2 protein-coding genes are annotated in these 2,086 nt (G+C 61.2%); one reads left to right on the plus strand and one right to left on the minus strand.

The annotated features are described in order from the left end of the window. Positions 1-66 precede the first annotated feature (66 nt). Positions 67-1,059 carry an amidohydrolase family protein gene (locus tag OC610_RS26260; protein WP_264432028.1) on the minus strand — a complete coding sequence of 331 codons (993 nt, stop codon included), beginning with the start codon at positions 1,057-1,059 and terminating at the stop codon, positions 67-69. Between the two features lie 144 nt (positions 1,060-1,203). Here OC610_RS26260 and OC610_RS26265 point away from each other — a divergent pair, with 144 nt between their 5' ends. Next, the gene (locus OC610_RS26265) at positions 1,204-2,064 is read left to right on the plus strand and encodes a pirin family protein (protein WP_264432025.1); all 861 of its coding nucleotides are present in this window, start codon (positions 1,204-1,206) and stop codon (positions 2,062-2,064) included. Positions 2,065-2,086: the final 22 nt, after the last annotated feature.

Raw genomic sequence — 2,086 nt, forward strand, 5'->3', positions numbered from 1 at the left:
GCAGCTCCTACGCAGCTCTACACAGCTCCTACACAGCTCTGCAGGCCCAGCGGGAGCAAGAGCGGGTTAACGGGCCACTGAGCGGGGCAACACCGCCAGGAAGTTATCCCGCGCCACTTTCCTTGCCACGTCTTGCGGCAAAGCATCGAGGAACGGATCGAAGCTGTGCAATTCCTTACCCAACTTGTTGAAGCGCCCTACCACGTCCGACCCCACCATGAAGCGCTCCGGGAAGCGCTCCACCAGCTTTAGCCATTCATCGCGAGGCTTACCCGCCTCGTCCAACAGATATGGCGTGAGCATGCTCCAGGACAGGTCGATGAAAAGATTGGGATAAGACTCGAGCATCCGTGCCAGGGTGGGCAGCAGGAAATCCAGCTGCGTCTGGTGGCGGTGAATTTCCTTGCTGGTACCGGCGTGGGCCCAGATGAACCGTGTGTGCGGGTGGTTACGCAACGGCTCTTCGATTTCCGCCAGGTACAGCGGATTTTTTTCCCGCTTGGAAGTGATGTTGGAATGCAGCATCACTGGCAGGTCGTTTTCCGCCGCCAGGTGATAAATGCGCGTCATCGCCTCGTTGTTGGCGCGCGGCGTGTCGCCGGAGGTCAGCGCCGTCAGGTCGTCATGGCGGGTGAACACTTCGCCGATGCCTTGCCACAGCCCCGGATAGAGATCGAGCATGCGCTGGATGTGGGCGTCGGAGTTCTTGTCATTGGGGTTGAAGCCCGACAGGAAGGGATGAAAGTGCTGGCGTTGTTCGGCGGGGAGCTTGGAGACCGCCGCAGCGACAATCACATCGGTGGCGCTGTACCAGTAGGCGTCCGCATCGTCACCGGCGTAATAACGCGGGCGCTTGGGTTCGTCTTCGTGCCATTTCTTCGCCACGGGCACGCCGGAAATCATGACGTGCTCGATGCGATTGTCCGCCATCGCCTTGAGCAGCTTGGGCATGCCAGCTGTTTCCTGAAAGAAATCAACGTAATGCAGGTGCGCATCACTGTAGGCATATTCGCGGGCCACGGCGGCGGAGCTCCCAACGGCCAGCAGACAAGCGAACATCAGACGGATCGACGACACGGGCACTCTCCAGAAGCCATGAGCAGCATAGACCCCCGCCGTCCCGCCTGGGTTCAAGCCGTCGCTGCCGTCCGTTGCAACCTCGGGTTATGCTTTGCCGATTCGTCGTTCAACCTGGAAGACACCATGACCGCTCCCCTGATCGTTCGCCCCCGTGCAGAAGACGTGGAAGGCCAGCCGATTCTTCGGCCGTTGCCGTCCGCCAAATGCCGCAGCGTCGGACCTTTCGTGTTTTTCGACCATATGCTGCAAACGTCCTACCCGGCGGGTAAAGGAATGAACATCCGCCAGCACCCACACATCGGCCTGTCCACCCTCACCTACCTGTTCGAGGGCCAGATCCAGCACAAGGACAGCCTCGGTTCCGATCAGGTGGTGAACGCCGGGGACGTCAGCTGGATGACCGCCGGCAGCGCCATTGCCCATGTCGAGCGCACGCCGGAAGCATTGCGGGACCGCGGATTTGTCATGCATGGACTGCAGGTCTGGCTGGCCTCGCCCACATCGCACGAAGAAGGCCCTGGGCACTACAGTCATCATCCGGCCAACAGCCTGCCAGTCAGCGAGAACCTGGGCGTCAGCATTCGCATGATCGCCGGGTCAGGCTTTTGCCTGGAATCACCAGTGCCGGTGCTGTCGCCAACGTTGTATGCCGAACTGCACCTGCAGACCGCGACGACCTTGTTGATCCCCACTGAACATGAAGAGCGCGCACTGTATGTCCTGGAGGGTGAAGCACAATTGGACGGTGAGCCGCTGGAGCCTCATGCGCTGGTCATATTGCCTGCCGGAGAAGAAATGACGCTGTCCGCCGACAGCGATTGCCATGCCGTACTGTTCGGCGGTGCGCCACTGGATGGGCCGCGACGGATGAACTGGAACTTCGTCTCCAGCGACCCGGCCCGGATAGACGAAGCCCGCCGGCGCTGGGCGGCGGGGGACTGGCCGACGGTGCCGGGGGAAAGCGAGCGGATCGAATTGCCCTAGTGATACATGCAACGTGGCGAGG

Origin of the sequence: Pseudomonas agronomica, assembly GCF_025917275.1 — a bacterium.
Classification (GTDB): domain Bacteria; phylum Pseudomonadota; class Gammaproteobacteria; order Pseudomonadales; family Pseudomonadaceae; genus Aquipseudomonas; species Aquipseudomonas agronomica.

What these genes read in the sequence shown, in the direction of transcription:
- OC610_RS26260 (WP_264432028.1), bottom strand. Translation starts at nt 1,059, where the DNA reads ATGTTCGCTTGTCTGCTGGCCGTTGGGAGCTCCGCCGCCGTGGCCCGC.
- OC610_RS26265 (WP_264432025.1), top strand. Translation starts at nt 1,204, where the DNA reads ATGACCGCTCCCCTGATCGTTCGCCCCCGTGCAGAAGACGTGGAAGGC.